The 26,188-nt window shown below is 54.9% G+C and carries 21 protein-coding genes and 1 pseudogene; 11 read left to right on the forward strand and 11 right to left on the reverse strand.

Going from position 1 to position 26,188, the window contains the following annotated elements; translation table 11 throughout:
- The first annotated feature begins 60 nt into the window (after window positions 1-60).
- Window positions 61-960: an L-proline-binding transcription factor PsrA gene (locus L466_RS13075; RefSeq protein ID WP_032680670.1), complete on the forward strand. Its 900-nt coding sequence runs from the start codon at window positions 61-63 to the stop codon at window positions 958-960.
- Here L466_RS13075 and L466_RS13070 read toward each other — a convergent pair.
- From L466_RS13070 to L466_RS13060, 3 genes are all read right to left on the reverse strand, one after another.
- The gene (locus L466_RS13070; RefSeq protein WP_032680671.1) at window positions 935-1,723 is read right to left on the reverse strand and encodes a substrate-binding domain-containing protein; all 789 of its coding nucleotides are present in this window, start codon (window positions 1,721-1,723) and stop codon (window positions 935-937) included. The genes L466_RS13075 and L466_RS13070 overlap by 26 nt on opposite strands.
- Window positions 1,720-3,033, reverse strand: a complete 1,314-nt coding sequence (locus L466_RS13065; RefSeq protein ID WP_032680672.1) for an MFS transporter — start codon at window positions 3,031-3,033, stop codon at window positions 1,720-1,722. Before L466_RS13065 ends, L466_RS13070 begins: the two co-directional genes overlap by 4 nt.
- 295 nt (window positions 3,034-3,328) lie before the next feature.
- Entirely contained in the window at window positions 3,329-4,636 is a 1,308-nt protein-coding gene (locus tag L466_RS13060) for a serine hydrolase domain-containing protein (protein ID WP_032681974.1), read from the reverse strand.
- Window positions 4,637-4,731: 95 nt separating this feature from the next.
- Between L466_RS13060 and L466_RS13055 the strand changes: the two genes are divergently transcribed.
- On the forward strand, window positions 4,732-5,637 hold the full coding sequence (locus L466_RS13055; RefSeq protein ID WP_032680673.1) for a LysR family transcriptional regulator: 906 nt from the start codon (window positions 4,732-4,734) through the stop codon (window positions 5,635-5,637).
- On the opposite strand, the gene fumA is transcribed toward L466_RS13055, so the two are convergent.
- Window positions 5,626-7,275, reverse strand: a complete 1,650-nt coding sequence (fumA, locus tag L466_RS13050; RefSeq protein ID WP_032680674.1) for a class I fumarate hydratase FumA — start codon at window positions 7,273-7,275, stop codon at window positions 5,626-5,628. The genes L466_RS13055 and fumA overlap by 12 nt on opposite strands.
- A 55-nt stretch (window positions 7,276-7,330) precedes the next feature.
- A complete protein-coding gene (locus tag L466_RS13045) occupies window positions 7,331-8,839 on the reverse strand; it encodes an anion permease (protein WP_073396077.1) in 1,509 nt (502 codons plus the stop codon).
- A gap of 611 nt (window positions 8,840-9,450) precedes the next feature.
- Here L466_RS13045 and L466_RS13040 point away from each other — a divergent pair.
- Complete coding sequence (locus L466_RS13040; RefSeq protein WP_014170755.1) at window positions 9,451-12,231, forward strand: flavocytochrome c; 2,781 nt, start codon at window positions 9,451-9,453, stop codon at window positions 12,229-12,231.
- Between the two features lie 65 nt (window positions 12,232-12,296).
- Entirely contained in the window at window positions 12,297-13,259 is a 963-nt protein-coding gene (locus L466_RS13035; RefSeq protein ID WP_032680675.1) for an FAD:protein FMN transferase, read from the forward strand.
- Here L466_RS13035 and dcuR read toward each other — a convergent pair.
- Together dcuR and L466_RS13025 are read right to left on the reverse strand one after the other, a co-directional pair.
- Window positions 13,240-13,959: a two-component system response regulator DcuR gene (dcuR, locus tag L466_RS13030; protein ID WP_014170753.1), complete on the reverse strand. Its 720-nt coding sequence runs from the start codon at window positions 13,957-13,959 to the stop codon at window positions 13,240-13,242. The two genes, L466_RS13035 and dcuR, sit on opposite strands and share 20 nt — an antisense overlap.
- A complete protein-coding gene (locus L466_RS13025) occupies window positions 13,956-15,572 on the reverse strand; it encodes a sensor histidine kinase (protein ID WP_020883323.1) in 1,617 nt (538 codons plus the stop codon). Before L466_RS13025 ends, dcuR begins: the two co-directional genes overlap by 4 nt.
- A gap of 164 nt (window positions 15,573-15,736) precedes the next feature.
- Here L466_RS13025 and L466_RS13020 point away from each other — a divergent pair, with 164 nt between their 5' ends.
- Window positions 15,737-16,600: an N-acetylmuramic acid 6-phosphate etherase gene (locus L466_RS13020; RefSeq protein WP_032680676.1), complete on the forward strand. Its 864-nt coding sequence runs from the start codon at window positions 15,737-15,739 to the stop codon at window positions 16,598-16,600.
- A 56-nt stretch (window positions 16,601-16,656) separates the two neighbouring features.
- Here L466_RS13020 and ompC read toward each other — a convergent pair whose 3' ends face one another.
- Window positions 16,657-17,823: a porin OmpC gene (gene ompC / locus L466_RS13015; RefSeq protein ID WP_032680677.1), complete on the reverse strand. Its 1,167-nt coding sequence runs from the start codon at window positions 17,821-17,823 to the stop codon at window positions 16,657-16,659.
- Between the two features lie 352 nt (window positions 17,824-18,175).
- Between ompC and L466_RS13010 the strand changes: the two genes are divergently transcribed.
- From L466_RS13010 to L466_RS13005, 3 genes and pseudogenes are all read left to right on the forward strand, one after another.
- Window positions 18,176-18,877 (forward strand): phosphohydrolase, encoded by a 702-nt coding sequence (locus L466_RS13010; protein ID WP_032680678.1) that lies wholly within the window; start codon window positions 18,176-18,178, stop codon window positions 18,875-18,877.
- Between the two features lie 43 nt (window positions 18,878-18,920).
- A pseudogene (locus L466_RS0122380) lies at window positions 18,921-20,344 on the forward strand (DNA cytosine methyltransferase).
- Complete coding sequence (locus L466_RS13005) at window positions 20,325-20,816, forward strand: very short patch repair endonuclease (RefSeq protein WP_020883328.1); 492 nt, start codon at window positions 20,325-20,327, stop codon at window positions 20,814-20,816. Before L466_RS0122380 ends, L466_RS13005 begins: the two are co-directional and overlap by 20 nt.
- On the opposite strand, the gene yedA is transcribed toward L466_RS13005, so the two are convergent.
- Window positions 20,788-21,702, reverse strand: coding sequence for a drug/metabolite exporter YedA (yedA, locus tag L466_RS13000; RefSeq protein ID WP_020883329.1), 915 nt, complete (start codon window positions 21,700-21,702; stop codon window positions 20,788-20,790). The genes L466_RS13005 and yedA overlap by 29 nt on opposite strands.
- A 178-nt stretch (window positions 21,703-21,880) precedes the next feature.
- On the opposite strand from yedA, the gene L466_RS12995 reads away from it, so the two are divergent.
- From L466_RS12995 to dgcQ, 3 genes are all read left to right on the forward strand, one after another.
- Complete coding sequence (locus tag L466_RS12995) at window positions 21,881-22,792, forward strand: DUF808 domain-containing protein (protein WP_032680679.1); 912 nt, start codon at window positions 21,881-21,883, stop codon at window positions 22,790-22,792.
- Between the two features lie 78 nt (window positions 22,793-22,870).
- Window positions 22,871-23,053: a YodC family protein gene (locus tag L466_RS12990; RefSeq protein WP_014170745.1), complete on the forward strand. Its 183-nt coding sequence runs from the start codon at window positions 22,871-22,873 to the stop codon at window positions 23,051-23,053.
- 73 nt (window positions 23,054-23,126) lie between these two features.
- A complete protein-coding gene (dgcQ, locus tag L466_RS12985; RefSeq protein ID WP_032680680.1) occupies window positions 23,127-24,827 on the forward strand; it encodes a cellulose biosynthesis regulator diguanylate cyclase DgcQ in 1,701 nt (566 codons plus the stop codon).
- Here the strand turns inward: dgcQ and L466_RS12980 are convergent.
- Both L466_RS12980 and yodD read right to left on the reverse strand, forming a co-directional pair.
- On the reverse strand, window positions 24,812-25,612 hold the full coding sequence (locus L466_RS12980; protein WP_032680681.1) for a mannosyl-3-phosphoglycerate phosphatase-related protein: 801 nt from the start codon (window positions 25,610-25,612) through the stop codon (window positions 24,812-24,814). The two genes, dgcQ and L466_RS12980, sit on opposite strands and share 16 nt — an antisense overlap.
- A gap of 302 nt (window positions 25,613-25,914) precedes the next feature.
- Window positions 25,915-26,142, reverse strand: a complete 228-nt coding sequence (gene yodD / locus L466_RS12975) for a YodD family peroxide/acid resistance protein (RefSeq protein ID WP_008500310.1) — start codon at window positions 26,140-26,142, stop codon at window positions 25,915-25,917.
- Between the last annotated feature and the right edge of the window lie 46 nt (window positions 26,143-26,188).

Genomic DNA, 26,188 nt, shown 5'->3' on the forward strand with positions numbered 1-26,188 from the left:
CAATAAGCCGCTATTATTTTTGACTTTCGTTCGTATTGCCAGACAGGACATTCAGACGCTATGCCCGTAAATTTTGACCTTAACGATCTTTATGCTTTCAGAGCGTTAGTGGAATACGGCAACTTTCGGGTTGCTGCTGAATCTATCTGTTTGTCCCCGTCAGCACTGAGCCGCAGGATTGAAAAACTGGAGGCGGCGCTGGGAGCGAAGCTGTTTGACCGGACCACCCGCCACGTGGCTCTGACACTGTACGGGCAGAACTTTGCTGAACGTTCAGCCCAGTTGCTCGATAACGTTGAGTCCATGCTGGCTGATATTGATAAAGTGAGTGAAGAGCGGACCGGGCTGATTACCGTCGCTACGGTACCGTCTGCGGCCTATTACTTTATGCCGGATGTCATTCGTCGCTTTCAGTCCCGTTATCCGCGTGTCCGGATTAAGCTCATCGACAGCAGCGCGGGGAATGTCATTGACGCGGTTGCCCGTAGCCAGGCGGATTTCGGGATCTGTTTCGCCGGGAGTTTGCCCTCTGAAATCGAGTTTTTCCCCCTTGTGGAAGATAGCTATGTCGCCGCGTGCAGGCGCGATCACCCTCTGGCAAAAACGACTCACCTGACGTGGCAGGCGTTTTATCAGCAGGACTATATCATCCTCGACAAAACGTCAGGCAACCGTAACCTGCTCGACCGGATGCTGGGGGATATCGTGCCTGCGCGTCCCAGCGTTTGCGAAACGCGCCATGTGACCACGATGCTCGGTATGGTAGAGGCGGGCATCGGCATTGCTGCCGTGCCCGCCATGTCGATGCCGACGTCAGAGCACTCGCTCCTGACGTCTGTCCCGCTCGTGGCACCGGAGGTGAAACGCACTGTGGGGCTGATTCGACGCCGGGGGCGCATCCAGTCTTACATTGCGGCTGAACTGGAAAAACACATTACTGAGCAGTACCGCGGGACGTGACGGGGCTCATCCCCGTGTCGCGAATCACGGCGCTGGACTGTGTCGAGGAAAGGTAATCCAGCAGCGCTTTCCCTTCGCCAGGATGGTCGGCGTGGCGGGTCACGGCGCCAGCAAAGCGGGTGATGTATTGCAGGTTGTCCGGGAGTTTGCCAATAAACGTCACTCCCGGAATCGGCAGCAGTTCGCTGACCTGCTGGAAACCTACCGCGTATTTCCCTTTCGCCACTTCTTCGGCGACGGGAATGCGCTCAACCTTCGTTGCTTTACCCATCACCTCTTTTTCAATCCCCAGCGTTTTGAACAGCGTCTGGCTGACGTATCTGCCGCTGGCGCTGTCGGAGTAGGCGATGGACTCCGCCTGAAGCAGCGTATGGCGAAGTTTCGCCTTGTTACTGATATCCGGGACGTCAGCGCCTTTTTTTACCACCATACCGACAGGGGAGTCCGCAAGTTCCGTGCGCGAGCCAGGCTGAGTCAGGTTGTCCTTTTCAAGTGTTGCCAGCGCATCGCCCACCATGATCACCACGTCGGCTTTTTCCCCGCGCGCAAGCCGGTTAGGAATTGCCTGCGGAGTCGTTCCCATAGACGGGCCGGGAATGAGCACAATGTTATCTCCGGTCTGGCGTTCATATTCCGGTGCCAGCTTTTCAAGGGCGGCTTTAAAACCGCCTGAGATCATGACCGTCACCTCTTTCGCTGAGGCACTGAAGCTCAGGGCGGTCAGTATCAACGCGCCGGTGGTCAGTCGAGGAATCAGTCTCATGCCGCCCCCTCTGATTTCACGGTGTTTTGCAGCGTCACTGCACGACGACGGTACAGGTAGAGCGTTGCCAGCAGGGCGCACACCGCGGCGAAACTCATCCAGTAGCCGGGAGAGGCTTTATCCCCGGTATATTCTATCAGCGCGGTAGACATTACCGGCGTGAACCCCCCAAATACCGCCGTTGCCAGACTGTAGGCCAGAGAGAACCCCGCCACGCGAACTTCAGAAGGCATGATCTCCGTGAGCGCCGGGATCATCGCACCGTTGTACAGGCCATAGAGGAAAGAGAGCCACAGCAGGACGCTCAGCATCATTGAGAAACTCGGTGCCTGCGCCAGCAGCGTCAGTGCCGGGTAGCTCGTCGCCAGAGCCAGCAGCGTCATGGCGATAAGCACCGGTTTACGCCCAAAGCGGTCCGACAACGCACCGCCTACCGGCAGCCAGATAAAATTGGAAATTGCCACCAGAAGCGTAACCAGCAGGCTGTCCGAAGCGCTGAGCATCAGCACTTTTTTCCCGAAAGTCGGCGCGTAAACGGTGATCAGATAAAAGGCCGTGGTGGTCATTGCCACCATCAGCATGCCGGCAATGACCACCTGCCAGTTACCGAGCAGGGTTTTAAAGACCTGATGCATCTCCAGATGATGGCGGCGTGCGTTGAACTCCTCTGTCTCCTCCAGCTTGCGGCGCAGGAAAAAGATAAACGGTACGATTAAACAACCGACCAGGAACGGGATACGCCAGCCCCATTCACGAATGGCGCTCTCTGCCATCAGCGCATTCAGCGCAAACCCCATGGCTGCCGCAACCATAATCGCGACCTGCTGGCTGCCGGACTGCCAGCTGGTGTAAAAACCTTTGCGGCCGGGCGTGGCAATTTCAGCCAGATAGACCGATACGCCACCCAGCTCCGCTCCGGCAGAAAAACCCTGTAACAGTCGGCCAGTCAGAACCAGTAACGGTGCCCACAGACCTATGCTGTGATAAGACGGAATAAGTACGATCAGGAAGGTACCCGCCGCCATAATCGACAGGGTCACGATGAGTCCTTTTCTGCGCCCAACCTTGTCGATATAGGCACCCAGTACGATTGCCCCGATGGGGCGCATTAAAAATCCTGCGCCGAAGACGGCAAACGTCATCATCAGGGAAGCAAATTCACTGCTCGCCGGGAAAAAGGTATGCGCGATGTAGGTCGCATAAAAGCCGAAGAGAAAGAAGTCGAATTGCTCGAGAAAGTTGCCGGACGTCACGCGAAGTATCGCGCCCGCTTTCGAGCGAACGGTTGCAGGTGAGGTTGAGGAAAACATGGTTATCTCCAGTTTATTGTTGACGTTTTGCTCGTCTGTGTCTGAAAACTGGATCAAGAACCCCAAATTTATAAGCGCAATTAATACATGGACTGATGCATTTAACGCATCAATGGCGAAGAGCCGATCGGGAGTGATTGTCGTAACAACAACTTAACAATTAATTGATTTTTTATTCACCAGTTTGGGTAAGTCACTGATATTGCCGTTTTGTGACATCGCGCAGAGGCTCCCTTGTTTGCAGAAAATACAAAAGCCAGGCGATGCCTGGCTGTTAACTATCACTTACCGCGACTTACCGCAACGCGTTGGCAATCGCACTGAACATCAGTGAGGCTTCCAGCGGCTGTGCGCTAAACGACGGTTCGGCCTGCGGCCAGGTGGACCACTGAACGATCACCAGATTTTCCGCCTGGTTTACCATGATCATCTGCCCAAAGATCCCCAGCGCCCAGAGCGAGCCTTGCAGCGACTCATTCGCCGCGGGCACCACCTTCGTAGCCGTGACGGGCACTTCGTTGTTCCACCACTGATAGCCGTACAAGCCGGTCGGGTGTGCGTCAGAGACAGAGCCATCAGCCTGCGTCCAGCGTGAGGCGTCTTTCACCCAGTTGTCGGGCAGGATCTGTTTACCGTTCAGTAGTGTGCCGTTATGCAGGATAAATTCCCCGAAGCGTCCCCAGTCTTCCAGCGTGGCGTTAAAGCCATGCGCGCCGACATCATGCTGACCTTTACGGTAGGCATGCCATACACCGTCGCTCGCCATGCCGTACGGCCGCCAGATGCTCTTCTCAAGATAGGCGGCCAGGGTCATGCCCGTTGCACGCTCAAGCACGTCACCCAACAGCCAGGCGCCACCGGAGGAGTAAGACCAGTGCTGGCCTGCCGGGTGTTCGCGTTTCAGCCCCGACACCAGCTTACGCACGCAGTCATAGGTGCCTGGTTTCGCTTCGCACTCGGTGAGCTGCGCGAAATCGGAGGCGGGATTAGTGTAGTCTTCGTTCCATGCCACGCCGGAGGTGTGGGTGATCAGCTGTTTTAACGTCACGCCGTCCCAGGCGGTGCCTTTCAGGTCTGGCTCGTATTGCGTGACCAGGTCGTCGAGTGAGCGAATTTTTCCCTCTTTGAGAGCCACGCCAACCAGCGTTGAGACCACGGATTTCCCGACCGAACGGGAGGTCCAGAGCGTCGTATCCGTATTGCCTTCGCCGAGATATTTCCACGCGATTTTGCCGTCTTTCAGTACCAGCATGCCGCTCACGTTCTGACGTTTCAGGTAGTCCTGCAGGTTATAGGTCTTGCCATTGACCTGATAGCGGGCGTCAGTGAGCGGTTTCTCTGCGCTGGGCAGCGGCGTGGCGTTGCCGTGATGGAACACATCTCCCGCGTAGTTGCGGTAGTCATTTCGAAAGCCGACCACGCGATCCGCCTGACTCCAGGTGAGCATCTTGTGCGTGTCAGGAAGCTGTTTGTCGAACGGAGCAGGGCAGGTGTTCAGGTCAGTATCGTCGCAGGCCGCCAGCGCGACAGGCGCAAACAGACCGCTGCACAGGCTAATTACAACGCCCGCCAGCAGCGTGCGGTTCAGTGAAGGATAATTCATCATTTTTCTCGCTGTGATTAGGAACGCCTTCAGTTTAAGAACCCGCGACTTATAATAAAAAACGCGTAATGGGGGAAATTCCCCCCGAAAACTGAATGGAGAGTGGCGTGACGACGGTAATTTATTCCTTTGCCCAACTGGAAGCGTTTACCGCCGTGGTGGAATACGGTGGCCTGGCAAAAGCGGCGATGAAGCTCGGGAAAGATCGTACGACGCTGCGCGACCTGATTGATTTTCTCGAAGATGGATTAGGGTACAGGCTGTTTGTGCGTGAAGGACGCACGCTGCGTCTGACCTCTGAGGGCGAGCAGCTGCAGCGGCAGGCGCACCTGCTGATGCGCCAGGTGAAAGCCTTTGAGGCATTTGCCAGCGCGGTGCCGGATCGTGCTACGCAGGACATCACGCTGGTTTACGATCCCTTTACCTCAAGGCCATTTTTGCAGGCGCTGATTGGCGAGATGGCGAAGCGACATTTACGTTTGAGCCTGGTCAGCGCCTCCCGGGATGAGGCTGAAGCGATGCTGGCCAGCGGGCAGGCGGATCTGGGCATTTGCCAGGCACGTAATCGCAGTGTGGGTAATGAAATGGAGTGGCGGGCGCTCGGGGCGATCGATATGGATTTCTACGCCTGCAACACGCTGTTCGCTGAAACCACGCAGCCGCTGTCGCTGCTTGAGTTATCGCTGGTGCCGCAGGTGATTATGCACGCCGCCTCGGATGAGCCGGTGGCACGTCGTCTGCAGATTTCGGGGCACACCCTTTTCACCAATGAGCTGGAGATGTTGCGGGGCCTGCTGGAGCAGGGATGCGGCTGGGGATTTTTACCGACGCATTTCCAGCCGACCGGGTGGAAAAAGGTAAAAAGGCTGCACACCGAAGTGGGCAGCCAGGGGATAAGTCAGACGATGGTGACCATCTGGAAGCCGGGAAGCGACAAGCGAGAGAGGATCGCTGAAACGCTGTCGCTGTTACCGGCGTTGTGGAAAAACTCAGCGCTGTGAACACCCATTGCACTGCTGATTCTGGATCTGCTGGAAGAAGTCGTTACCTTTGTCATCCACCAGGATAAACGCCGGGAAGTTTTCCACTTCGATTTTCCAGATGGCTTCCATACCCAGTTCAGGATAGGCCACGCACTCCAGACGCTTGATGCTGTTTTGTGCCAGTACCGCCGCCGGGCCGCCGATGCTGCCGAGGTAGAAACCGCCGTGCTTATGACAGGCATCGGTCACCTGCTGGCTACGGTTGCCTTTCGCCAGCATGATCATGCTCGCACCGTGAGACTGCAGCAGGTCGACGTACGAATCCATCCGTCCAGCCGTGGTTGGGCCGAGAGAGCCTGATGCATAGCCTTCCGGAGTCTTGGCCGGGCCTGCGTAGTAGATTGGATGGTCTTTGACGTACTGCGGGAGTTCTTCACCGTTGTCGAGCAGCTCTTTCAGCTTCGCGTGGGCAATATCGCGCGCCACGATGATGGTGCCGTTCAGCGACAGGCGGGTAGAGACCGGGTGCGCAGAAAGCTGGGCCAGGATCTCCTTCATCGGCTTATTCAGATTGATGCTGACCACGTCGCCTTCACCCTGTTGACGCAGGGATTCAGGAATATACTGGCCTGGATTGTGCTCCAGTTTTTCAATCCAGATACCGTCGCGGTTGATTTTGGCTTTGATGTTGCGGTCAGCGGAGCAGGAGACGCCCATGCCAATGGGGCAGGAGGCACCGTGGCGCGGCAGGCGGATCACGCGGATATCGTGGGCAAAGTATTTCCCGCCGAACTGCGCGCCGAGGCCGAGGTTCTGTGCTTCCTGAAGCAGTTCCTGTTCGAGCTGAACATCACGGAACGCCTGACCGTGTTCGTTGCCTTCGGTGGGCAGCGCGTCGTAATAGCGCGTTGAGGCGAGCTTAACGGTTTTCAGCGTCGCTTCAGCCGAGGTTCCCCCAATCACGAAGGCAATATGGTAAGGCGGGCAGGCCGCGGTACCCAGGGTACGCATTTTCTCAACCAGATAGTTTTTCAGCTTCGCCGGGGTAATCAGCGCTTTGGTTTCCTGATAGAGATAGGTTTTATTCGCGGAACCGCCGCCTTTTGCCATGCACAGGAATTTATACTCGTCCCCGTCGATGCTGTAGAGATCGATCTGCGCAGGCAGGTTAGTGCCGGTATTGACCTCTTTATACATATCCAGCGCGGCATTCTGGGAATAACGCAGGTTATCTTCGATGTAGGTGTTATAGACACCCTGACTCAGCGCGGCTTCGTCACCGCCACCGGTCCAGACGCGCTGGCCTTTTTTACCCATGATGATCGCCGTGCCGGTATCCTGGCAGGTGGGCAGCACGCCTTTGGCCGCAATTTCAGAGTTGCGCAGGAACTGCAGGGCAACGTATTTATCATTTTCGCTGGCTTGTGGGTCGTTAAGAATCGCGGCAACCTGTTTCTGATGCGAAGGGCGCAGCATAAAGGCGGCATCGTGGAAGGCCTGCTGTGCCAGCAGCGTCAGCGCTTCGGGTTCCACTTTCAGGATCTCCTGACCCTCAAATTCGGCAACAGAGACGTGTTCTTTGGTCAGCAGATAGTATTCGGTATCGTCGTGTGCAAGAGGGAAGGGGTTCTGGTAGTAAAACGGTTTGTTTGACATAGCGTATTGCTCCAAAAAAATAAAACCGCCGGAGGGGTAGTCCGGCGGTCAGGGATCAGAACATCATGGACATCCACGGATAACCAATCAGCAGCAGGGCCGCCAGGAAGATGGCACCAAAGATGGTGCCGAGGCGCCAGTAGTCTTTGGTTGGCAGGTAGCCGCTACCGTAGTAGATAGGGCTAGGGCCGGTACCGTAAGGGGTGATAATCCCCATGACACCCAGGGAGGTCACCATCAGCAGGACGAACACCTCCATATTCATGCCCGGAATGGTAGAGGCGATGGTCAGCATCGCTGGCAGTAGCGCCGTGGTGTGTGCGGTGGTGCTGGCAAACAGGTAGTGCAGCAGGTAGAACGCCAGCAGCAGTACGATGGTGGCAACACCCGGCGAGATACCGCTCATCAGCAGACCGCCTTCTTTACCCAGCCAGCTAATGAAGCCCGTGGAGGAGAGGCCATCCGCCAGTGCAACCAGGGTGGCGAACCAGACGAAGGTGTTCCAGGCGGCTTTATTCCCGGTGATATCGTTCCACTCCAGCACCCCGGTCCACAGCATCAGACCCACGATTAACAGTGCAGCCATTGCCGGTTCAATCCACGCGGCGGCGAAAATCCACATCAGCAGCGCGCAGCAGACGAAAATCAGCAGCAGGATTTCGTTACGGGACAGTTTGCCCAGTTTTTCCAGTTCACGGGTCGCCCATAGTGGCACTTCGTTGTTCACTTTAACTTCAGGCGGGTAGAACCAGTAGGCCAGCAGCGGCATGGTCAGAATCAGCAGCACGCCCAGCGGCAGGAATGCGATAAACCAGGTGCCCCAGGAGATGTCGATCCCCACGGTGCTTTTCACCAGCGCCAGCGCCAGCAGGTTCGGTGCGAGGGCGGACAGGAACATTGAGCTGGTAATACAGGCCGCGGTGATCGCCACCCACATCAGGTAAGAACCAATTTTACGCGCGCTTGGATCGTTCGGTTTTGAACCATACAGCGGCGGCAGGTTAGCGATAATTGGATAGATGGTCCCGCCGCTACGCGCGGTGTTGGAAGGTGTAAACGGTGCCAGCAGCAGGTCCGCGAAGGTGATAGCGTAACCGAGCGTCAGGCTGCGACGACCCAGATATTTCACCAGAATCAGCGCCAGACGGCGGCCGAAGCGGGTTTTGTCATAGCCTGCGGCAAACATGAAGGCACCGAAAATCAGCCATACGGTAGAGTTACCAAAACCGCTCACGGCCCATTTAAAGGAGGCACCCGCCAGTTTGAATTTCGGGTCGGCCAATTGTTCCGGGCTGAACAACACCCACTGGCTGCAGAGCGCAATCGCCACGACGCCGGTCAGGCCAATGACCGCGCCTGGCAGCGGTTCGAAGATCAAACCGACGATCACGCCGACAAAGATAGCGAAATAGTGCCACGCGTAAGGAGGAAGCCCTTCCGGGACCGGAACAAACAGTAACAGCACGGCAACGACAACGGGCAATGCCATCATTAGCAGACGTTTTGCCTTTCCGTTGGATGCGTGACTCGCCACAGGGGGCGTTACAGCAGTTTTTGTATTCATAGTTTCGCGTCTTAAGTTGTCAGGAATTCGGTTATGCGCTGAAATATTCATTTGCTTTCTTTAGTTTGTTTTTATTTTCTTTAGTTACCAAAGGTGCGCATTTGCTATTTCAGTAATAGCGACTTAACGCATTTTTGATGCGCTAAATTAAAAATTGATGATATTTATATATTGCGCCTTTGACTGTCTCGATGCTTGATCGCGATCAAAAAAATAGAATTGCGATGGTGTTTTTGTTCAGTTGATAATAACCACTCTGGCGTATGTGGGTATTATTTATTTTGATATGGATTTTACTCAATGTTGTTAACATTTCAAATAACCATTTTCATATAACTCTTTGTTTTTAATGGTTTGTCTTTGTCTCTTGGGATCGTGAAAAGGTCATTGATACGTTAACAGTGTTTAAAGGATTGTGAATGGAGTAATTAATATTGCTAACACCAATGTGTTATTAATGTTATTGAGGGGATTAAATAGTTTTTTAACTAACGTAATAGCTTTAGAAACTAAAAAAATCATTATATTAGTATTATGACATCGGAATAAAAAATCGAAATAAAACTGAGCCCGATAACGAATTCTTAATTTTAAAGTTTGGAGTTTCTATTATGAGCACTAACGAACGTATTCTAAGCCCCTTCACATTACCGAATGGTACCGAACTGAAAAACCGTTTGTTAATGGCCCCTATGACGACCTGTACCGGTTATTACGACGGTACGGTGACCAGCGAGCTGGTTGAGTACTATCGCGCCCGCTCAGGCAGTATTGGTACCATTATTGTTGAGTGCTGCTTTGTTGACGATCTCGGTCTCGCCTTCCCGGGTGCGATTGGCATTGATAACGACGAGAAAATCGCCGGGCTGGCGAAGATCGCTGAGGCGATTAAGTCCAAAGGATCTAAAGCGCTGCTGCAGATCTACCACGGCGGCCGCATGGTTGATCCGAAACTGATCGGTGGCCGCACCCCGGTGGGGCCAAGTGCCGTTGCCGCGCCACGTGACGGCGCCGCCACGCCGGTTGCCCTGACGGGGGAAGAAGTCGAAGGGATGATCGGTAAGTTCGGTGAAGCAGTACGCCGTGCGATTCAGGCGGGTTTCGATGGCGTTGAAATCCATGGGGCCAACACCTATTTGATTCAGCAGTTCTACTCTCCAAACTCTAACCAGCGTGACGACGAGTGGGGTGGCAGCCGCGATAACCGCGCGAAATTCCCGCTGGCCGTGCTCGACATCACCCATAAAATGGTGCGCCAGTACGCCGATGACGCCTTTATCATCGGCTATCGCTTCTCCCCTGAAGAGCTGGAAGAGCCGGGCATCCGCTTTGAAGACACCATGTACCTGCTGGAAAAGCTGGCCGCGCGCGGTGTGGATTATCTGCACTTCTCCGTTGGCGCAACCCTGCGTCCTTCTATTGTCGACACGCAGGATCCGACCCCGCTTATCGAAAAATACCGCGCAATGCGTTCTGACACGCTGGCGCAGGTGCCGGTCATGGGCGTCGGTGGCGTGGTCAATGCCGCGGATGCGAACGAGGCGCTGGAACATGGCTACGATCTTATCGCCGTAGGCCGCGCCACCATCGCCTATCCAGACTGGACAGACCGCATCGCGGCGGGAGAAACGCTGGAACTGTTTATGGACAGCACCCGACGCGAAGCGCTAAGCATCCCTGAGCCGCTGTGGCGTTTCTCGCTGGTGGAGGCGATGATCCGCGATATGAGCATGGGTGAATCGAAATTTAAACCGGGCATGTTTATTGAGAATGTTCGGGACGATAGCAATGAACTGGTGATTAACGTCAGCCTGGAGACCGACCGCATCGCCGACATTGAACTGGCTTCTGGCCCGACCCAGGACGTTGAGTTTGTCACCAGCTTCGAAGAGATCCGCACCCGTATTCTGGATGCAAACACCCCGCACGTGGATGCCATTACCGGTGCAACCAGCCAGAGTGAAGCGGTCAAAAAAGCGGTGTCTAAAGCCATGCTGAAATCCAGCAAAGCGCTGGCAGCCGAAGAGGGTGTCGACCCGAACGAGACCCGAAGCGTTGACGTTGTGGTGGTCGGTAGCGGTGGCGCGGGTCTGGCCGCAGCAATCCAGGCGCATGACGAAGGCGCAAGCGTGCTGATTGTCGAGAAAATGCCCTCCATCGGCGGTAACACCATTAAAGCGTCTGCGGGGATGAACGCCGCGGAAACACGCTTCCAGCGGGTGAAAGGAATTCAGGACAGCAAAGAGCTGTTCTATCAGGAAAGCCTGAAAGGCGGTAAAAACAAGAACAACCCGGAACTGTTGCGCCGCTTTGTGGAAAATGCCCCGCAGGCGATCGAGTGGCTGGCGACCCGCGGCATTATGCTCAACGACATCACCACCACCGGCGGGATGAGCATCGACCGTACTCACCGTCCAAAAGACGGTTCTGCGGTGGGCGGCTATCTGATTAGCGGCCTGGTGCGTAACGTCAACAAACGCAACATCGAGGTCATGCTCGATACGTCGGTCAGCGACATTCTCTTCGAGAACGGCGAAGTCACCGGCGTACGTCTGACCACGGAAGAAAACGAAACCCTTACCGTAGCAACCAAAAGCGTCATTGTGGCTACCGGTGGTTTCAGCGCCAATAGCCAGATGGTGGTGAAGTACCGTCCTGACCTGGAAGGTTTCGTGACCACCAACCACAAAGGGGCGACAGGGGGCGGTATCGCGCTGCTGGAGCGTATTGGCGCCGGTACGGTCGATATGGGGGAAATCCAGATCCACCCAACCGTTGAGCAGAAAACCTCGTACCTGATTTCCGAATCCATCCGCGGTGGCGGGGCGATTCTGGTGAACCAGCAGGGGAACCGTTTCTTCAACGAGATGGAAACCCGCGATAAAGTCTCTGCACAAATTATCGCCCTGCCGGAGAAATACGCTTACATCGTCTTTGATGAGCATGTCCGCGCCAAAAACAAAGCGGCAGATGAGTACATCGCCAAAGGGTTTGTCACCAGCGCCAGCTCACCTAAAGCGCTGGCTGAAGCCCTGGGTATGGATTACCACGCTTTCCTGGCGACCCTGGAGCGTTACAACGGCTTTGTTGAAAAACAGCACGATGACGATTTTGGCCGTACGACCGCGCTGCGTGCACCAATCAACGAAGGGCCATTCTATGCCATTCAGATTGCGCCGGGCGTGCACCACACCATGGGCGGTGTAACCATTAACACCGAAACCTGCGTACTGGACAGCAACCACAACGTACTGCCAGGGGCATTTGCGGCTGGTGAAGTGGTTGGTGGTATCCACGGTGGTAACCGCATCGGGGGTAACGCGGTGGCAGATATCATTATTTTTGGTACGCTTGCCGGACATCAGGCGGCGATGCGCGCGAAAAGGGCGTAAGTCAGCCATAAGGGTATGCCGGATACGCCCCGTGTATCCGGCATTTCAACCAGGGAGCTTGCACCATGTCTTCTGACCACCGCGTCTACAGTTACTCCGCCGTTCTGATGGGATCGCCCATTCTCCTGAAGCTTTTCTCTCATGATGAAGCCCTCGCTTCTCGCGTTTTTAGACTGATTAAACAGTATGAAGACCTGCTGACCGTCAACCGTGCCAGCTCGCAGGTGATGGATATCAACCATGCTGCCGGCCAGCATCCTGTCACCGTCAGTCGCCCGGTTTTTGAGCTTATCCGCTGTGCGAAAGCGGCAAGCCAGCTCAAGGAGAGCGCATTTAACCTGGCCATCGGCCCGCTGGTGAAACGCTGGAAAATCGGTTTTCGGGGAGATAGCGTTCCGCCTGCCGATGAAATCGCGTCGTTGCTCGCCATTACCCATCCTGAGGATGTGGTCCTTGATGAGGCCAGCAGCAGCGTGTTCCTGACCCGGGCGGGCATGGAGATTGATCTGGGGGCCATCGCCAAAGGCTATATCGCCGACAGAGTGCGCGATTACCTGCGTAAAGAGGGTGCTCAACTGGGGCTTATTAATCTTGGCGGTAATATCCAGACGCTGGGTTCACCGGAAGGGGGCTGGAGCGTGGGGCTCAAAAAACCGTTCGCCGGGGAGGCACTGATCGGTACGATGGCCGTAGAGAACATGTCGGTGGTGACATCGGGTACCTACGAACGCTTTTTTGAGCAGAACGGCAGGCGTTATCACCACATACTTGACCCGCGTACCGGCTATCCGCTGGATAACGAACTGGACAGCGTCACCATCATTTCGAAAAACTCCATTGACGGTGATATCTGGACCACGCTGATGTTCGGCATGGGCGTCAGTAAAGGCTGTTCAGCGCTGCGTGCACGACCCGACATTGAAGCAATCTTCGTGACCAAAACAAAAGAAGTGGTGCTCTCTTCAGCGCACCACTTCCGCTTTACCTTGCTGGATAACAGCTACCGCGTTACTGACAGTACTGCTTGAGCAGTGCCGTCTGCTCGGGCTGCAGGCGATAGCGATACACTGGCCGCCCGGTGGCACCGTAGTGAATGCTGGTGAACAGAATGTTAATTTGCGCCAGCCAGATCAGGTATTTCCGACAGGACACGCGTGAGATATTAACCGCGTTTGCCAGATCATCGGTGGAAAACTCCGTCTCCGGGTGCGCATCAATCCACTGACAAATCGTACGCAGCGTTTGCGGCGTTAACCCTTTCGGCAGTTTTTTACTGTCCGCCAGTTCCGGCGCACCGCCGTGGATCAATCTGTCGACGTCGGCCTGCTCATAGTACTGATGCGATCCCATCAGGCTGTGCTTTGCCTTCCAGCCGTTCAGCGCCTCTTCAAAACGCGGGAACTGGAACGGTTTAATCAGATAATCCACCACACCGTAATGGATGGAGGTCTGGATGGTGGCGGCATCGGCGGCGGAGGAGATCATAATGACATCAATCGGCCGGCCTGAGGCACGGATGACGGGAAGGAGATCCAGCCCGTTATCCTGCTGCATATAGACATCCAGCAGCACCAGATCGACAGGCTGGCTGGGGTCGTTAATGATGGCCCTGGCCTGGTTGAGCGTGGAGGCGACGCCGCAGCAGCTAAAGCCTTCAACACGGTTGACATACAGACGGTTGAGGTCGGCCACCATGGCGTCATCATCGACAATTAACACATTTATCACGCGATATTCCTCTCGCTATCCCAGGGGATGTGAACAAAAAATTGGGTAAATACACCAGGCTCAGACTCGACGGTAATGTCTCCGCCCAGGTTCTGGATCTGCTGACGAGCAAGGAACAGCCCAACGCCGCGATTTTCGCCTTTGGTTGAGAAGCCCTTTGTAAAAACAGCCTCGAGCTGAGCCGGATCAATACCGGGGCCATCGTCGCTGACTTCGCAACTGAGCCAGCCATTCTGATAATGTAGCAGCAGGCCAATTTCGCCTTCCTGCTGTCCTTCCATCGCGTCGAGCGCGTTTTCAATGAGGTTACCCAGCACGGTAATCAGCACCGCAACCTGCTCTTCGTTGGCGGTATCCGGTATCTGGCACTCATCGGCCAGCGTCAGGGCGATCCCTGCTTCCTTAGCCCGGTTGATTTTACCCAGCAGGAACCCGGCTATCACCGGAGATTTAACTTTGCTCTGAATGGTACCAATATCGGTCTGATAATTATGCGCCGTCTGGATGATGTACTCTTCAAGTTTGTCGTAGCGCTTCATATGCAGCAGACCGAGGATCACGTGCAGTTTGTTCATAAACTCGTGCGTATGGGAGCGCAGGGCATCGACATAATTGACCATGCCATCGATACGCTGCATCAGCTGGCTGATTTCCGTTTTATCGCGAAAAGTGGTGATGGCACCAATAACCCGCTCCTGGCTTTTAACAGGCACCATGTTGCACAGCAAGAGTCGCCCGTTGCAGCTGATCTCCTGATCCTTGCGCGCAATGCCGCTCTTCGAGACTTCCCGCAGGCTTGCCAGCAGGGGAGCACTGGCATTTTCGGTCTGTTTGCCGGAAGGCAGAAGCAATATTTCTCTGGCGGTGTGGTTAATCATCGTCACCCGACCCTGAATATCCACGGCCAGTACCCCTTCGCGAAGCGACTGCAGCATCGCCTGCCGCTGTTCGAACAGCGCCGAGATCTCATACGGCTCAAGGCCGAACAGGATACGTTTGAGCACGCGAACCAGGCCCCAGATGGCCAGCGAGCTCATCAATATACTGAATAATATGGTCCAGACGGCGTTAAGCCGCCCACGGGCAATCTGATCTTCCACTTTTTTAAGGGAGATACCGACCACCACCACGCCGATCTGCTCGTGCTGGCTATCAAAGACGGGAGTGAAGACGCGAAGCGCTTCCGCGAGGGCACCCCGGTTAACGGCGACATGCTCCTTTCCTTCCAGCGCGGGCGTCAGGTCATCGCCGATAAAGTGCAGACCTAGCAGGGCTTCGTTCGGGTGCGAGTAACGAATACCGCGCATGTCGGTGACCACGGTGAAGAGCAGGTCGTTGCGCCTGGTGACCGCCTGGGCGATAGGCTGAATAATATCCGCCTGGGGAGCCTGCATCAGACCGCGTTGGATTTCGGGACTGTCGGCCAGCGTTCGCGCGATCCCAAGGGCCGTATCCTTAACATCGTCGCGGGTGGCACGGGTGATTTGGACGGAATAGAGCGCAAATACCAACAGCAGCACAGAACCGATAATCGCGCACACCATTAACGTGACCAGGGTGTTCAGTTTCATGGGGCGCTTGCGCGTCAGGGGGAAGGGCTGCAAATCGCTCATCAAAACTCCGCGATGATTAAGAAAGGGGTAATTATCGCCGATGACGCGCGTTTCTTAAAGCCATGTAAAGGCATGGATTCGGTCCTCTTTTCGTGACCCTCCTCGCAGGTCACCTGTCTAAAACACTTTATAGTGTAGGGGTACTCATAATAAGGAGGTTGTTTATGAGCATTACGCTTACCGGTTCGGTCAAGGAAAGACGGCACGCCAGCACGATGAATATCGATAGATTGTCCACGCTGGACATGCTGAAAGTCATTCACCAGGATGATGCCCTCATCTCCGCTGCAATAACCCCATGTTTAACAACGATCGCCCGCGTGGTGGATAACGCCGCTGCGACCCTGAGTCACGGTGGTCGTCTGGTCATTGTTGGCGCCGGCCCGTCAGGCCGTGTCGCGCAGCAGGCAGCCGATGAGTATGCCCCGGGAAAAACGCCTGTGATCGCCATAACGGCGGGAGAGGAGGCGGGCAGCTACGAGCGCGGTGTCGCCGACCTGCAGGACATCAAATTTGGTGAACAGGATATGATGCTGGCGGTCACCGTCAGCGGCAAAACACCGTGGGTCTGGGGCGCGATGCGCCATGCGTGGTCGTTGGGTTCCCCGGTCGCGGCTATTACGGATGACGCGCAAAGTGAAGCCGCGCAGCTGGCGAGCATGGTGATTGCCCCGGAGCTTGGCGCGGACGCGATCGCGGGTTATATCAATACCAAAGCCGGGATCGCACAAAAAATGATCCTGACCATGATAACCACCGGCCTGGCGGTTCGAACCGGACGCGTGTTCAGCAACCTGCGCGTGGATCTGGACGCCAGCAACACCAAATGGTCTGAACGACAAATTGCCATCGTCATGGAAGCGGGGGGATGCACCCGGTCAGCGGCGAAAGCCGCGCTGGAGAGCTGCAACCATAACTGTAAAACAGCGGTGCTGATGGTGCTGACAGGGCTGGATGCCTGGAAGGCGCATGAACTGCTGGCGCAGAACAACGGCTTTATTCGTCTGGCACTGCAGGAAGCTCCGTAACATTTCTCTGTTGAATAAAAAAAGCCCGCGATGCGGGCTTTTATCATAGTGGGAAGTTAGAACTGGTACGTCATACCTACGCCAACGATGTCATCTGTAGAGATGCCGTTTGCTTCGTAGAAGCTTTCGTCGTTGTCCAGCATGTTGATTTTGTAATCAACATAGGTGGAGAAGTTTTTGTTAAAGCTGTAGGTCATACCGACGTCGATATAGTTAACCAGATCCATGTCGCCATGCTGGCCCTGTGGGTTACCCGCATTGCCAGGATAAGTCATGTCCTTGCCTTTGGAGTAAACCCATGCCAGGGACGGACGCAGGCCGAAGTCGAACTGGTATTGCGCCACGGCTTCAAAGTTCTGCGTCTCATCCGCAATCCCGGTATCGCCATATGGCGTCATATTACGGGTTTGCGCATACATCATCGCCAGATAAACGCTGTTGGCATCATATTTCGCGCCAACGGTCCACGCTTCCGCAGTCTTACCGCCGGCGAAACGTGCGCTGTCTTGTATACCCTTCGCTTCCTGCTCATTGGTACGGTCAGAAGAGGAGTAGGCCGCACCTAAGGTCAGGCCAGACAGATCGCCGGAGAAATCATAGCTAGTGGACATACCGAAGCCGTCACCGTTCTGGAAACGCACGTCGTTATGACCGTTCTTGGTCCCTTCCTGATCTTCTGTTGCGTCCTGACCTTCGTTTGCCCCCTGATACTGCAGCGCAAAGTTCAGACCCTCAACCAGGCCGAAGAAATCGGCATTACGGTAGGTCGCCACACCGTTTGCACGGCCGACCATGAAGTTGTCGGTCCAGGTATAAGAATCGCCCCCAAATACGGGCAGCATATCGGTCCAGGCTTCAACATCATACACGACGCCGTAATTACGACCGTAATCGAATGAACCGTATTCGCCATATTTCAGGCCAGCGTACGCCAGACGGTTAAATGAAGTATCACCGGCGTCTTCAGTATTATTGGCGTAGGTTTTATATTCCCACTGGCCATAACCAATAACATCGTTAGTGATTTGTGTTTCGCCTTTGAAACCAATTTGTACATAGGTTTCATCGCCATCATCCCCAGGGTGATCAGAGAAGGTATGACGCGCATCGATCTTACCGTACAGATCAACTTTATTGCCATTTTTGTTATACATTTCAGCTGCATGTGCTGCGCCAGCCATTAATAACGCGGGTACGAGAATTGCCAGAACTTTTCTTTTCATTATATATTCCCTTTAAAGATAATTAATATGAATATATGTAATCACTCTCTGTCATTACAGAATTGATACTATTCTACGCAATGTCATTTTGGTTCAAAAATAAATGTAATTAAAATCGTAGAAATATTGCAAAACATTTCTATCTGTCGCTTTATTTTTCTGGTGAATTAGAGTTTAGGATATATAGAAATAAATTATCATTAAGTATTTAGCGGCAGTATTATTTAATATCTCCAATTGATATTAAATATATTTCCTCGGGAATGCAGGGTACACGCGTCCCTGTCAGGACAAGCCGTGATAGCGGCGGGGAAAGTTGCTATTGTAGCCGTTTTAACAACAGGACGTGATGATGGAACTTACGCAGTGGCAGTCTCGCTTTGAGCGTTGGCTCGATGAAAACCACGCGACCCACGACGCCGCGCATGATATTTCGCACTTTCGTCGTGTCTGGATGACGGCGCAAACAATCATGGCGAACCAGGCGGTCGATTCACTGGTGGTACTGACCGCCTGTTATTTCCATGACATTGTCAGCCTGCCGAAAAACCATCCCCAACGCAGCCAGTCATCACGTCTGGCGGCCAGCAAGACGCTCGATATTCTGCGTCGCGATTTTCCGGATTTCTCCTCTGAACGCTATGCGGCCGTGGAGCATGCCATTGAAGCGCACAGTTTTAGCGCCGGTATTGTGCCGCACAGTCTTGAAGCCAAAATTGTTCAGGATGCTGACCGGCTGGAAGCGCTTGGTGCTATCGGTCTTGCGCGCGTCTTTGCGGTATCGGGGGCGCTGGGCGTGGCGCTCTTTAACGCAGAAGACCCGTTTGCCGACGCGCGCACCCTTAATGATCGCGCCTTTGCCCTCGACCATTTTCAGACCAAGCTGCTGCGCTTGCCTGATACAATGCACACAGACGTGGGGCGCGAACTTGCGCAACACAACGCCGATTTTCTCATCCAGTTTATGGCGAAATTAAGTGCCGAATTACAGGGCGACTGCCTGGGGCTGGATAGCCAGGTGTTGAGCCGCTTCCGTCGCAGTTTGAGCGAGTGAACTGTGGTAATCTGTTTCCAGTCTTTATTCTCCGGTTAAAAGAATGCAGGAAAATCGATCAGTGAGTGAGCCCGCGCCAGAGCAGGCTGAGAAATCAACGGCAACGGTGCAGGCTTTATTGCGCCAGCTGCTGGATATCTATGATGCTAAAACGCTGGCGAATCAGCTGGTGGCGCACGGTGAGAGCCACTGGAGCCCGGCAATCCTGAAGAGACTGCTGACCAGCGAGCGGGCAGGGCAGCGTCTGAGTGAGGGCGAGTTTCGTTACCTGCAAAACCTGCTTCCGCGTCCTTCAGCCGCGCACCCGAACTATGCCTTCCGTTTTATCGATCTGTTTGCCGGCATTGGCGGCATTCGACACGGGTTTGAGGCCATTGGCGGGCAGTGTGTGTTTACCAGCGAGTGGAACAAACATGCGGTCCGTACCTACAAAGCCAACTGGTACTGCGATCCCCATGAACACCGTTTCAACGCCGATATCCGTGATGTTACGCTGAGCCACAAAAGCGGCGTGAGTGATGAAGAGGCGGCTGAGCACATTCGCCAGTCAATTCCGGCCCATGATGTCCTGCTGGCGGGTTTCCCGTGCCAGCCTTTCTCGCTGGCCGGCGTGTCGAAAAAGAATGCCCTCGGACGCGCCCACGGTTTTGCCTGCGATACGCAAGGCACGCTGTTCTTTGATGTTGTCCGCATTATCGACGCCCGTCGTCCGGCGATTTTCGTGCTGGAGAACGTCAAAAATCTCAAGAGCCATGACGGCGGAAAGACCTTCCGCATTATCATGCAAACGCTCGATGAGCTGGGGTATGACGTAGCGGATGCTCAGCATATGGGCGCGGATGACCCGAAAATCATCGACGGTAAACATTTCCTGCCACAGCACCGCGAACGCATTGTGCTGGTTGGTTTTCGCCGCGACCTCAACCTGAAGGGGGATTTTACCCTGCGGGATATTCCCTCTTTATACCCTGCGCGTCGCCCAACCTGCTGGAACCTGTCGTCGACGCGAAATTTATCCTCACCCAGGTGCTGTGGAAATACCTCTACCGCTATGCGAAAAAACACCAGGCCAAAGGCAACGGTTTTGGCTTCGGGATGGTTAATCCGAACGATCCGCACTGTGTGACGCGCACGTTGTCCGCTCGCTACTATAAAGATGGCGCAGAGATCCTGATCGACCGGGGCTGGGATAAAGCGCTGGGGGAGAAAGATTTTGACGATCCCGATAACCAGCGTCACCGTCCGCGCCGCTTAACGCCACGTGAATGCGCTCGGCTGATGGGGTTTGAGACCCCGCAGGGTTATACCTTCCGCATTCCGGTGTCGGACACCCAGGCTTATCGGCAGTTTGGTAACTCGGTGGTCGTTCCCGCGTTTGCGGCGGTGGCAAAACTGCTGGCCTCCCGCATCAGACAGGCCGTGGCGTTACGTGAGAGTGAGGCCGTCAATGACGGATGTTCACAATAAGGCGACGCGCAGTAAAAACATGCGTGCCATCGGCACGCGTGATACCGCCATTGAAAAGCGGCTAGCCGGGCTGCTGACCGAGGCGGGGTTTGATTTCCGCGTGCAGGATGCCGCGCTTGCGGGCCGTCCGGATTTCGTTATCGATGCGTATCAATGCATCATCTTTACCCACGGCTGTTTCTGGCATCACCACGACTGCTACCTGTTTAAGGTTCCCGCGACGCGTACGGATTTCTGGCTGGAGAAGATTGGCAAGAACGTTGCGCGGGACAACCGTGACCTTAGCACGCTTCTCGCGCAGGGCTGGCGGGTGTTGATTGTCTGGGAGTGCGCGCTGCGCGGCAGATTAAGACGTACCGATGCCGACCTGACAGAACGGCTGGAAGAGTGGATCTGCGGCGGCGGGCAGGCCGCGCAGATCGACACCCAGGGTATTCACCCGCTTACGGTTTCTCCACCTCACACGGCGTAACAACCGGCTTCGCAGGAAGCAGATATTTCCCCAGCGTTACCAGCACAACGGCAAAGACAATCACGCCCAGCGCCAGCCATTCCACCGGAGACAACGTTTCGCCCGCAAAGCTGGTGCCCAGCAGTACGGCAACCACCGGGTTCACGTAAGCGTAGCTGGTCGCGATCGCCGGCGAGACATTGCGGATCAAGAACATATAGGCGTTAATGGCGATGACAGAGCCAAATAATGCCAGGTAACCCACGGCCAGGAAGCCCGAAAGGTCCGGCATGGCTGTCAGTTTTTCGCCCGTCAGCGTTGAGGCAATCAGCAGCACAATTCCCGCCGCGAGCATCTCAATCGCGCCCGCCATCATGCCAGTCGGTAGCTCAATTCGTGAACCGTATACCGACCCAAATGCCCAGCTCATCGAGCCGATCAGGATAATCACTGCGCCCCACGGATTTCCGCTCAGGTTACCGCCGCTGTTGAGCAGGATGATCCCGGCAAGCCCGATCCCAATCCCTACCCATTCGAGCTTGCGGGTGCGGATGCCGAAAAGACGGCTAAAGCACAGGGTAAACAGCGGGACGGTCGCGACCACGACGGCGGCGATTCCGGACGGCACGTTCTGGTGCTCGGCGACCGTCACAAACCCATTCCCTATGGCCAGCAGCAGCAGGCCAATCAGAGCGGCATTGAGCATCGGGCGAAGCGGAGGCAGCTTATGGCCCCGTAACAGCAGGAAGGCCATCAGTAACACGCCCGCCGAGAGAAAGCGTACGCCCGCCATCATGAGCGGCGGCCAGCTCTCCACGCCGATACGAATGACAAAGTAGGTGGAACCCCAGATGATATACAGCGAAAAAAGTGCCCCAATGAGCGGTAGCAGTTGCCGGAAACGCATAATCCCTCGCGACAAAATGAAAAGGTCGCTGACAGTAAACGCCAAAACTATCGGCCTGGCGAGCGCTTTAATTGTGTAGTTGATGTGAATTTTTTGTTGACGCGAGGTGCCTGTTTCCGGGTTAACACTTTTGCTCCATACTATTCACTTAATTACCAAAAAAAGAAGGAATGAGATTTTGGCAGGAAGTAGCTTATTAACATTACTGGATGATATTGCCACCTTACTGGATGACATTTCGGTGATGGGAAAACTGGCGGCGAAGAAAACCGCCGGGGTTCTGGGAGACGATTTATCGCTCAACGCCCAGCAGGTGAGCGGCGTTCGGGCCAACCGTGAATTACCGGTGGTATGGGGCGTAGCGAAAGGCTCATTCCTGAATAAGGTGATCCTGGTGCCGCTTGCGCTGCTGATCAGCGCGTTTATCCCATGGGCGATCACGCCGCTGCTGATGATTGGCGGCGCATTTTTATGCTTCGAAGGCGCTGAGAAGATCCTGCACTCGTTCGCCGCACGTAAGAACCGCGACACGCCGGAAATGCGCCAGCAGCGTCTTGAGGCGCTGGCCGCGCAGGATCCTAAAACCTTCGAGCGTGATAAGGTGAAAGGTGCCATTCGTACCGACTTTATTCTGTCGGCGGAGATCGTGGCCATTACGTTAGGTATTGTCTCTGAAGCACCGCTTCTGAACCAGGTCCTGATCCTCTCCGGGATCGCCATTCTGGTCACGGTGGGGGTGTACGGGCTGGTGGGGCTTATCGTTAAGCTGGATGATATCGGCTACTGGCTGGAAGAAAAATCGAGCGCTATCGCCAAAGGTATCGGTAAAAGCCTGCTGGTGACCGCGCCCTGGCTGATGAAGAGCCTGTCAGTGGTTGGCACGCTGGCGATGTTCCTTGTCGGAGGCGGTATTGTGGTTCACGGTATCGCGCCGCTGCACCATGCTATTGAACATTTCGCCTCGGCGCAGGTCAGCATAGTGGCGGCAATTCTGCCCACGCTGCTTAATCTTGTGCTGGGCTTTATCATTGGCATTATCGTGGTTGGGGCCGTAAAACTGGTCGAAAAAATCCGCGGAACGTCGCACTAATTGTTACCTGTTGCGGGGTGCAAAAAGATCATTCCTCGTCTAAATTGAAAACGTTTCACCCTGATACAGGAGGCAGGTATGGTCTTTTTGGTCAGTGATGAAGTTAAGCCTAAGAAGGGCGGCCCACGTATGATTGTCACCGGGTATTCCAGCGGTATGGTGGAATGCCGGTGGCACGACGGTTATAGCATCAAGCGGGAAGCGTTCCGTGAAGATGAGCTTCAGCCGGGAGACGGGCAGCGCAAGCGAGACAAGGCTTAATGACATAACGCCCGGCTTTGCCGGGCGTTTTTACCTTCCGTATCCGGCGTCGGGCAGTAATCAGGGAGTGTGTGTGCAGCGCGAGACCTTTGTTGTAAGACGATCTTTTCTGCAATGGCTGCATATGCGTAGCAATCCGGGGGTGATTGTTAATCTCTGTTTTCTCATCGTACTGATATTTTCCACGCTCCTGACCTGGCGAGAGGTGGTGGTACTGGAAGATGCGTATATCTCCAGCCAGCGTAATCATCTGGAAACGGTAGCCACTTCGCTGGACCGGCAGTTACAGTACAGCGTGGATAAAATGCTGTTTTTCCGCAAAAGCATGCGTGATGCCATCCAGACGCCGCTGGCCTTTGATGTCCTGTATGAAGCGATTTCACGCTTTAACGCCTTTCGCACGCGCCCCAGCTGGCAGCTCGCCGTTGATAAAAAACGCACTCTCCCCATTAACGGCGTGTCGGATGCGTTCGTCGAAAAAACCACGCTGTTGAATCGTGACCCTGAGCGTATCAGCAATGAAATTTCTGCCGCCCTCGAAGTGGGGTATTTACTCCGACTGGCGTCCTCGGTGGGGCAAAGTGAAGAGCGGGTTATCTATGCGTCACGCGCCGGGTTTTACCTCGCGACGGACACGCCTGAACAGACGAGTGATATTAGCCAGCGCTATTACTATCTGGTTACCCAGCCGTGGTTTACCCAGCAGTCTGAACGTAACAATCGCGCTCGCGCGGTGCGCTGGTTTATCTCCAGCCCGTCACCCTGGACCAGTGGTGAACGGATGATCACGGCCAGCGTGCCGATCTATTTTGACCATTACTGGTATGGCGTTGTGGCGATGGATTTCTCATTGAAGACCATGAAACATCTGCTGGAAGAGGCAACGCAAGAGCGTACAGAGGGGGAATATCAGCTGTACGACACCCGGCTGAATATGATTGCCACGTCAGAAGAGGCCGGGAGCCTGGTGAACCGGTTTGACGAACGCGAAACGGCGCAGATAGCACACGCAATCGAGAACGATACCGGCGGGGGGATCCGCCTCGGAAGCCGCTTTATCAGCTGGGAGCGGCTCGATCACTTCGATGGTGTGATTTTACGCGTTCATACCCTGCATGAAGGCGTGAAGGGGGACTTCGGCAGTATCAGTATCGTGCTGGCGCTGCTCTGGGCACTCTTCACCGCCATGCTTCTTATCTCGTGGCTGGTTATCCGTCGGATGGTCAGCAATATGTACACGCTTCAGCACTCTTTGCAGTGGCAGGCCTGGCACGATCCGCTCACCCGCCTGAATAACCGTGGTGCCCTGTTTGAGCGTGCCAAAATGCTGTCGGAAAAATGTCGGCAGCAGTCGCTGCCGTTCTCTGTGATTCAAATCGATCTCGACCATTTTAAAAGCATTAACGATCGCTTTGGCCATCAGGCCGGGGACAAAGTGCTTTCCCATGCCGCGGGCCTGATTGGCAGCGCACTGCGCAAGAATGATGTTGCCGGACGCGTGGGTGGGGAAGAGTTCTGCGTGGTACTGCCCGGTAGCGGGCTTGAAGAGGCGAGGGGGATTGCGGAACGCATTCGCTCACGCATCAACAGTAAAGAGATCCTGGTGAAAAAGAGTACCACCGTGCGTATCAGTGCCTCACTGGGGGTAAGTAGCGCCCAGGAAAAGGACAATTACGATTTCGAACAGCTGCAGTCAGTGGCGGATGCCCGGTTGTATCAGGCCAAGCAGTGCGGGCGCAACCGGGTGTTCTGGCACGATCAGGATAAGAAGTGATCCAGCCCCTCCTGCCAGCCCGCGGGTCCGGGCTGTTGCGTGTGGTACACCCGGGCGGGGTTATCGTCACGTAACGTGATGCCCTGCCGGTTAATACCCTTGATCACCACGGCGTAGTCCACGCTGTCCAGCAGCGGGGCATCATTTGGACCATCGCCAAGCCCCAGAGTGACCGGCACAATGCCTTCCCGCGCACGGTACTGCTCAATCAGCCAGTCAACCGCAACGTCTTTACCGCAGCGAGCATCCAGAACATGCCAGAAGCGGGCTCCCTGCAGGCATTTCAGGCCGCACTGCGCCAGCGCCTCGTCAAATTGCGCCATTTTTTCATCGCTGTCGCGCCAGATGAGCGTGACGGAGGCTTCGTGTCGGCGCGCGAGGGTCGAACGATAGCGCGTCAGCCCCGTCCACTCGCTGATAACCCGTTCGTCGACGTCATCAAAGGTGGTGAATTTAAAGCCCCGCTGCTGGCGAATCTGGTCGATCAGCGGGCGAATGTCACGGTGCGTCATCCCCCTGATGTGGCGTTGACCTGTCTCCCAGCGCACGTCGGGCTGAATTACCGCGCCATTCTCAGCTATGAAGGGTAACCCCTCCAGACCCAGATCCTGCTGGATATCCAGCATTTCTGCCGCGGTCTTGCTGCTGCAGAGAATAACCGGCACCTGATTATCCTGGAGGGTGTCCAGCCAGGGCATGGCCGGTTGCCACTCGTACGTATGAATATCGAGCAACGAGCCGTCGAGATCGGAAAAGATCAGCAGGCTATCCTGCAGTGAAGGCATAACGACTCCTGATAACTGACAAACTGCCACCTAAGAATATTCCTAAAAAAATTCCTAACGCTTAAGTGAGGCAAAAGGGTATCTCTCCTGCCAAACCCGCATGCGGCGTATGTTGTCCCTCATAACTAAATTTATTATGTACCAAATATTATATTCGCCATGAGAATATATGCTTGTCATACAAAATGGTTGAGGATAGTGTTTTGTGTACATCAGATTTCCTGGTGTAACGAATTTTCAAGTGCTTCTTGCATAAGCAAGTTTTGATCCCGGCCATCCCCATGACCGGGATTTTTTTCGTCCTAACGATTTGCTTCAGACACGCTAAAATCGTGTATATCAAGCTCGAAGGCCTCCGCCAGTTCACGGTAGGTGTGATAATCCCTTCCGTTCACAATGACCCTGTCTGAATTGTCGTCCGAACGACGGACTTCTGACTCACTGATCTCATTGATGGCGGCCAGCAGGGCATCGACATCCACCTCAACCTCGCGTTTGATGGTGTCGCTGTACTCTTTGTCGGTCTTCATTACGGGGTACCTCATTTTACCGTCTCCAACCGTAAGTATAGACTGC

Source organism: Enterobacter sp. BIDMC 30 (assembly GCF_000534355.1).
Lineage (GTDB): Bacteria > Pseudomonadota > Gammaproteobacteria > Enterobacterales > Enterobacteriaceae > Enterobacter > Enterobacter ludwigii.

Bases quoted from the DNA above. Each gene is read 5' to 3' on its own strand.
- L466_RS13075 (WP_032680670.1), top strand. From the start codon at position 61: ATGCCCGTAAATTTTGACCTTAACGATCTTTATGCTTTCAGAGCGTTA.
- yodD (WP_008500310.1), bottom strand. From the start codon at position 26,142: ATGAAGACCGACAAAGAGTACAGCGACACCATCAAACGCGAGGTTGAG.
- ompC (WP_032680677.1), bottom strand. From the start codon at position 17,823: ATGAAAAGAAAAGTTCTGGCAATTCTCGTACCCGCGTTATTAATGGCT.
- L466_RS13055 (WP_032680673.1), top strand. From the start codon at position 4,732: ATGGAGAGTGGCGTGACGACGGTAATTTATTCCTTTGCCCAACTGGAA.
- L466_RS13070 (WP_032680671.1), bottom strand. From the start codon at position 1,723: ATGAGACTGATTCCTCGACTGACCACCGGCGCGTTGATACTGACCGCC.
- L466_RS13065 (WP_032680672.1), bottom strand. From the start codon at position 3,033: ATGTTTTCCTCAACCTCACCTGCAACCGTTCGCTCGAAAGCGGGCGCG.
- L466_RS12980 (WP_032680681.1), bottom strand. From the start codon at position 25,612: ATGCCTTCACTGCAGGATAGCCTGCTGATCTTTTCCGATCTCGACGGC.
- L466_RS13010 (WP_032680678.1), top strand. From the start codon at position 18,176: ATGGAACTTACGCAGTGGCAGTCTCGCTTTGAGCGTTGGCTCGATGAA.
- L466_RS13005 (WP_020883328.1), top strand. From the start codon at position 20,325: ATGACGGATGTTCACAATAAGGCGACGCGCAGTAAAAACATGCGTGCC.
- yedA (WP_020883329.1), bottom strand. From the start codon at position 21,702: ATGCGTTTCCGGCAACTGCTACCGCTCATTGGGGCACTTTTTTCGCTG.
- L466_RS13060 (WP_032681974.1), bottom strand. From the start codon at position 4,636: ATGAATTATCCTTCACTGAACCGCACGCTGCTGGCGGGCGTTGTAATT.
- L466_RS13040 (WP_014170755.1), top strand. From the start codon at position 9,451: ATGAGCACTAACGAACGTATTCTAAGCCCCTTCACATTACCGAATGGT.
- L466_RS12990 (WP_014170745.1), top strand. From the start codon at position 22,871: ATGGTCTTTTTGGTCAGTGATGAAGTTAAGCCTAAGAAGGGCGGCCCA.
- L466_RS13035 (WP_032680675.1), top strand. From the start codon at position 12,297: ATGTCTTCTGACCACCGCGTCTACAGTTACTCCGCCGTTCTGATGGGA.
- L466_RS13045 (WP_073396077.1), bottom strand. From the start codon at position 8,839: ATGAATACAAAAACTGCTGTAACGCCCCCTGTGGCGAGTCACGCATCC.
- L466_RS13025 (WP_020883323.1), bottom strand. From the start codon at position 15,572: ATGAGCGATTTGCAGCCCTTCCCCCTGACGCGCAAGCGCCCCATGAAA.
- L466_RS13020 (WP_032680676.1), top strand. From the start codon at position 15,737: ATGAGCATTACGCTTACCGGTTCGGTCAAGGAAAGACGGCACGCCAGC.
- fumA (WP_032680674.1), bottom strand. From the start codon at position 7,275: ATGTCAAACAAACCGTTTTACTACCAGAACCCCTTCCCTCTTGCACAC.